Source organism: Lactobacillus sp. N54.MGS-719 (assembly GCF_000980505.1).
GTDB classification, from domain to species: Bacteria; Bacillota; Bacilli; order Lactobacillales; family Lactobacillaceae; genus Lactobacillus; species Lactobacillus amylovorus.
The window spans coordinates 1-6,017 of record NZ_LARO01000061.1 but is presented as its reverse complement, the minus strand read 5'-3'; the positions used below and the strand labels follow the sequence as shown (position 1 = coordinate 6,017).

Below are 6,017 nucleotides of genomic sequence, written 5' to 3'. Positions count from 1 at the left end.
GTCACGGCATTGGCTTCATCTCCACTTTACATAGTAAAAGAAAAAGTGTTGAACGACTACTCCGTCGAGTAATCATCCAACACTAGATTAGTATGTTTTGTTTCATGTGAAACTATTTATCCTTATTCTTTTGTTCACGTTCTTTATCATCTTTGAAGCGCTGTTTAATTTCTTCTGGTAAGATACTGGGCACAGTTTTATCGTAAAATTCAAAGAAGATAGGAGCCTTGTTCGAGTCGTTACTCTTAGGATATAAAGCAAAATCAGTTTCGTTGAATGGCAAGCTGATATTACCGCGAATCGCATTAAGAATTTCTCCGACCATGTGTAAAACATATTTACGTGTTTCTGGGGTTAAGGCCATAATTACGCGGCTGAATCTTACAGTTCCCAGCAATTTGTTAGCAGTAATTTGGAACACATCGGTAATATTTAATTCGTCGAATGCTTGAAACAATGCGTCCCATAATTCACCACGTTGTTCATCGGGAATAGTGTGATTAAAGTCAATAAGGGAATGTCGTAGCGATCTTGCACCTGATGTAAGACCTTCAGCTAAAACAAAACTATCTCGTCCAACACTCCAGCGACGAGGATCGTGTTGTTGGATCATTGGTGCAGTACTTTTAACAATTAATACTCGTTCTGGGTGATCTAACATAGTGCCAATGATTGAAGATTCTGGTAGATAAGTCTTCATCTTAGGAAGTGCTCTAACAAAGCCGGGTGAACGCCATACTTGATGGAAAAATCCTGGGCCGTCAAAACTGAATGCTCTGATAACGCGGTTTTGCAAGGCGGGTTCTGCCACACTTAAAGCATATTCTGCGTAATTGCCGCCTTTTGAGTGACCAGCTAAGTAGATCTTGTCGTCAGGATATTTTGCCGCAATTTCTTTAAGATAATTTGCCGCCACATCTTGACCATAAACCTTAGGCATGTAGTTCATATTCATATCTTCATTCCAGCCGATAATTGAACTGTCGGTGCCGCGGTAAACGATTAAAATAGTTTTCTTATCTAGTTGAAAAGTAGCCGCTGTAAATTGTAATGGATATGGGTCTTTCTCCATTCGGTTAGTCCAGTTTAAAATTTCTACATTTCCTAGTCGTAGACTTTTAGGAAGGAGCCAGATCTGTGTACCGTTTTCATCGTGCATTTGTACTTGGAAAGAGGGGAGAACGCGAAGTTTTTCCGCTACTTCGCTTAGGGTATGTCCTTTAGCTGATTTATCTACAGGGAGATAGATAAATGAGGCGAAGAGTGATGCATCTACACTATTGAATGGCTTCTCTTTAAATGATAAATCTCCTCGCCAACGTAAATAGTCAAGAGTTCCTGCCATAAAGTCATCCTTTCATGGTTAATAATGACATTTTACTAATTATTACTCTAAAAATAAATGTTATAAGCCACCGCGTGTGTAACTGATTTTTCGAATATCAGGATATTTGCGTAAAGTCATGATGATTTGATTTTCGTCAATTTTATTGTTGATAACGCCATCGACATAAAGAACGATCTTTTTATCGCTGACATCGAGAATCTTGATTGAAATATTTTCAACTTTATTATTTTTTAGCTCTTGCTTTATTTGTGGCAAAACATCTGGTTTATTGATAGCATCTATCAAAATGTCGAAACGAATGTGTGGTGTAAGTTTATCAATGATTTCGTCATCATGAAAGAATAGTTGAATGATGAAAAGCAGGGCGGTTGATAAGATGCCGATGAAGTACATGCCTGCACCAACGGCCATTCCGATGGCGGCAGTTGCCCAGACACCAGCGGCTGTTGTTAGACCAGAAATTTGTTCTTTTCTTACTAAAATTGTACCAGCACCGATGAAGGAAATACCGGTGACAATTTGGGCGGCAATTCTTGAAGGGTCGAGTGAAAGATCGTGCATGTTGAGCAGATCGGTGAAGCCGTATTTAGATACGATCATGAACAAGGCAGAAGCAATAGCAACTACAATGTGCGTTCTGACACCTGCAGTTTTTCTTTGGATAGCTCGTTCATAGCCGATTAGGGCACCACAAAAGGCGGCGACGAGAATCCTGAGCAGCCAATCTAGTTCAGTTGTAATGGGAGCGAATGTCTCCATAAAATCACCTCTTGAATGACTAACACTTTTAGTTCCATTCTAACGTAAATAGCCTTATTTGATAGTTTTGAAGATTTTTTTGAATTTTTTTCAAAAAAGGGTTGCGCAACTCCCATCTATATGGTTTAATAAATACTGTTGTCGATGAGATAACAAATGAGTTGCTGACTTAGCTCAGTTGGCAGAGCACGTCACTAGTAATGATGAGGTCGGAGGTTCGAATCCTCTAGTCAGCATTAATAAATACGTTTAAAAGATCTGATTGAAAAATCAGATCTTTTTTGTATTATAACTAAAACATTTATTAATAGCACAATTTTCTTGGAGGAGAATTATGAAAGCATGGAAAACTAGCGGATTAATTGTATTGCTGGTCTGGATAGCAATTGCAGCAATTATCTGGTTTAGGAATGTTGACGGAGCAGGAGTAGCTCAGACGGCTCAATTAAAAGAAATAACTTTGCTGATCTGGCTAATTTTTGCAATTCCTGTCATTATTGGCTATCTAATTTGGCTTATTGTTTTAAAAAGAAAGCAAGAAAATATAAACTAAGAGAAACAAAGGAATGGTCAATTGCTTTAGGGATACCGGTTGAAGAGCGTCATGGAAAGCACTATGAAGATGGTGCGGTAACTCTTGACGATTTTGATTATTCAAAAACTGATGAAGTCAAGCCAGATGCGGAAAGTGGAGCTGCGCAAAAAGAATAGAAAATAAAGAAGAGCAACATGAGAAAGAATCTCGTGTTGCTCTTTTTGATCTTCGTTAATCTACTGCATTACCAAATTGATGATCTTTTTTATTAAACCATTGACGGGCAAAATCGATCAAGGATTTGCTGTTGATTACTTTGATAATTCCTTGACCTAATTTTTGTGCTTTAACTTCATTAGGAAATTCTTTTTCAAAAGCTTCACCTAATTCGTTGAAATCGTCATAAGAATCTAAATCTATGTTTTGATAATTTGTCCAAATCGTTTTTCCATCTTGGTCGATACTGGTTGCTGCAGAACAGGTTTCAGTTTTGCGATGAATCGTAGACTCTGCGTAGTGAAGCATTGTGCAGGTTTCGTAATCGGTACCTAAGAAAATAATTTTGCCATCGTTCTTGTACAAATAATCAAGTGGACTGTTGATCCCATACGGCAGGTTTAAAGGCTGACGTGCGGCAATTTCAGCCGCATTTTTACCCCAGATAGCAACTGGCAAATAGGGATGCGTGCTGCGAACTACATCAGGTAAATTCCTAAAGTATTCTGGCGTTATGCCCAGACCTTCTGTAGCTGAGGTCCTTGGATCATATGGTGGCATATTATCTCTAACCACCTGAATTAAATCTTGACGAACGGGTGGATACTCCCAAGTTGCTGGATCACAATTCGTTGAAACCTGTGACGGCATCATTAGTGTGCCAACGGATAAAGTTTCTTCAAGTGCTCTAACAATTGTTTTAGGCCCACCGAGTAAATATTGAAACTTACTCATGGCAGTATGAACCATGCAAGCATCTGTACTTTTGACACCTAAATTGTCAAAAGCAGCCTTAAAATCATTTTTTGTGATAATAGTTTCGATTAATTTTTCAGACATAGTGTGTTTCCTTTTCTAAAATAGTTTATTGACTTGGTCTGAAAAATCTTACTCTTGCTTTAATTTCACGCTTGTTAATCATAGTTTGTTTGTTACTCATTTTTTCACCTCGTAATAAATACGTATTAACTAATATTATAGAGAATGATTTTATAATAAATATACACAATTTATCCTCAAGGAGAAAAAAGATGACTTTAAAAGAAAAATTCGCATATATGGCAACAGGCAAGCCTTACAATGACTTGGATCCATTGTTAATTGAAGCAAGAAACAAGGCTACCGAAGATACTAATAAGTTGAATGCTGAAAATGATCCGGCTAAAAAAGAAGAACTGATCAGAAAACTTTTTGGTAGTGCTGGTAAAACACCATTTGTTAATCCAAATTTCCGTTGTGAATTTGGGCAAAATATTCATGTTGGTGATAATTTTTATGCCAATTATGACTGCGTAATCTTGGACGGTGCACCAGTGACGATTGGTGACGATGTTTTGCTTGCACCAAAAGTTGGTATGTACACTAGCAATCACCTTTTTGATGCTAAGGAGAGAAAGCTTGGGGGATGCATTGCTAAGCCGATCAGGATTGGTAATCGCTGCTGGATAGGTGCATGCGTATCAATAACCCACGGTGTAACGATTGGCGACAATACAATTATTGGTGCCGGCAGTGTTGTGACTCATGATATTCCAGCAAATGTGATTGCGGCAGGTGTACCTGCTAAAGTTATTCGTCCAATTACTGAGAAGGATAAAACCGGCTTTGATCCTAACGATCCTCGATTTTTATAAAGAATAGGAAAAAGAAAAACTAATAAAACACCTCATAGCTACTAGATTGACGTTTGGTAATTATGAGGTGTTTTGATATTATTCTTCTTTTAAAATATCTTCTGGATTTTTATATTCTTGTTCCATATTTAAGGATTTAAGATATTTGTCTAAACTAATATTTTTACGATAGAGTTCTTTATTAACAATTTCAGCAACTTGCTTACCTGTGATTAGCAAGATAGGATAGTTATCTTCTAGAATCTCTTGTTGAGTGGCATTAGTAAAATAAGAAGTTGTTACAAATGCTGCAAGCCATCCTCTCTTTAATCTTGCAATAATTCGATCAACATCTTTGCCACTAACTCCATTATTTCTTTCGTAGCATTTAGCTTGTCCGAAAACTACCTGTCTAACTTGGCTTAAGCCATGATTTCCAATATCAATTCTTAGTACGTAATCATATCCGCCATCTCCAGATGCCTTAGTAACCCAACCATCGTGGCAGATAGTGCCAGAGTCCTCGATTAATAGGCGAGTTACATCTTTAGCTAAGTATTCAAAACCAAAAGGATTATTTTGATAGTGAGAATATATTTTTTGGAGAATTATATCTAACTTACTACCAGGTGTAGGTAGTTGTTCCTTTTTGTTGGCAGTACTTCGACCGTAAACGTGACGTCTAATTTTATTAAAATCGCCATCTTTAATCCACTCTTGCCATTCTTTTGGTGCTAAACAAGGAGCGAATTTATCTTTTTCTCTTCTGGCATCGATCCAGTCCCAATTGAAGCCTTCTTGTTCCTTTTTAAGAGAAAAAACACAGAATGTAAAAAGATAGTTTGAAAAATAAGTTTTATTCTTATTGGAGCCGCTATACTGAGTGACTAATTTAATTGATTCAACTGTGCCATATCCGTGAAAAGTTCGTTCGCCTTGTTTTTTACTTTCAAAAAATAAAATTGGAATAGCTTTGGCTCTTTCTTTAGGATCATTACTGTGACTTAATTTGAACTGTTCGAGTAGTCGTTTATTGCCAGTTGTAGTTGCTGGATCTTTATCTGCTGTTTTGTTATCGCCGTAATAATATATGTAGCCGATATCTTCATTAAATTCATCTTCCCATGGATTATAAGCGTCACTTCTAATGTGATTAGTGCTAGATATTATGATGCATTCTTGATCACTATATTGTGTAATACCGCGCTGATTATTATAGTTTTTAGGACTGCTGCCTAAGTGAGTTTGGTTATAATAATTATTTTGTGCGGAATCATTAATTTCTAAAATATTATTAGAAGTTTTTTCTGCGTATTTCTTAGCTTGGATTGATGTTGAATATGTTTGTCCGATGTATAGCATGACTTTACCCTCTGTTGTTTGATCTTAAAGATATTTTAGCAGCATTATTTTGGAATCTTTTAGCTTTGACTAAATAAAACTAAAAGAAACTGTCAAATCTTTTGTGTAAATAGATCTTTCTCGTAAATTGATTTTTTAATTATTTATTTAATCAAAGTAGGATTCTAAGGTGTCCTGAACCTGA

7 protein-coding genes and 1 tRNA gene are annotated in these 6,017 nt (G+C 36.6%); 4 read left to right on the top strand and 4 right to left on the bottom strand.

From position 1 onward, the window contains the following. Window positions 1-112 precede the first annotated feature (112 nt). Together WS44_RS08455 and WS44_RS08450 are read right to left on the bottom strand one after the other, a co-directional pair. A complete protein-coding gene (locus WS44_RS08455) occupies window positions 113-1,345 on the bottom strand; it encodes a DUF2974 domain-containing protein (RefSeq protein WP_046434021.1) in 1,233 nt (410 codons plus the stop codon). Window positions 1,346-1,405: 60 nt separating this feature from the next. Next, window positions 1,406-2,107, bottom strand: a complete 702-nt coding sequence (locus WS44_RS08450) for an MgtC/SapB family protein (RefSeq protein ID WP_014565445.1) — start codon at window positions 2,105-2,107, stop codon at window positions 1,406-1,408. A gap of 163 nt (window positions 2,108-2,270) precedes the next feature. Here WS44_RS08450 and WS44_RS08445 point away from each other — a divergent pair. From WS44_RS08445 to WS44_RS08435, 3 genes are all read left to right on the top strand, one after another. Then, window positions 2,271-2,343, top strand: a tRNA-Thr gene (locus tag WS44_RS08445). Between the two features lie 98 nt (window positions 2,344-2,441). Beyond that, entirely contained in the window at window positions 2,442-2,660 is a 219-nt protein-coding gene (locus WS44_RS08440; RefSeq protein WP_046434020.1) for a DUF3923 family protein, read from the top strand. Further along, entirely contained in the window at window positions 2,618-2,818 is a 201-nt protein-coding gene (locus WS44_RS08435; RefSeq protein ID WP_046434019.1) for a hypothetical protein, read from the top strand. The genes WS44_RS08440 and WS44_RS08435 overlap by 43 nt, the downstream gene beginning before the upstream one ends. Window positions 2,819-2,873: 55 nt before the next feature. On the opposite strand, the gene WS44_RS08430 is transcribed toward WS44_RS08435, so the two are convergent. Further along, a complete protein-coding gene (locus tag WS44_RS08430) occupies window positions 2,874-3,698 on the bottom strand; it encodes an AAC(3) family N-acetyltransferase (protein WP_046434018.1) in 825 nt (274 codons plus the stop codon). A 191-nt stretch (window positions 3,699-3,889) separates the two neighbouring features. Between WS44_RS08430 and WS44_RS08425 the strand changes: the two genes are divergently transcribed. Further along, the gene (locus tag WS44_RS08425; protein WP_046434017.1) at window positions 3,890-4,492 is read left to right on the top strand and encodes a sugar O-acetyltransferase; all 603 of its coding nucleotides are present in this window, start codon (window positions 3,890-3,892) and stop codon (window positions 4,490-4,492) included. 78 nt (window positions 4,493-4,570) lie between these two features. On the opposite strand, the gene WS44_RS08420 is transcribed toward WS44_RS08425, so the two are convergent. Beyond that, window positions 4,571-5,833 carry a restriction endonuclease gene (locus tag WS44_RS08420; protein WP_046434016.1) on the bottom strand — a complete coding sequence of 421 codons (1,263 nt, stop codon included), beginning with the start codon at window positions 5,831-5,833 and terminating at the stop codon, window positions 4,571-4,573. Window positions 5,834-6,017: the final 184 nt, after the last annotated feature.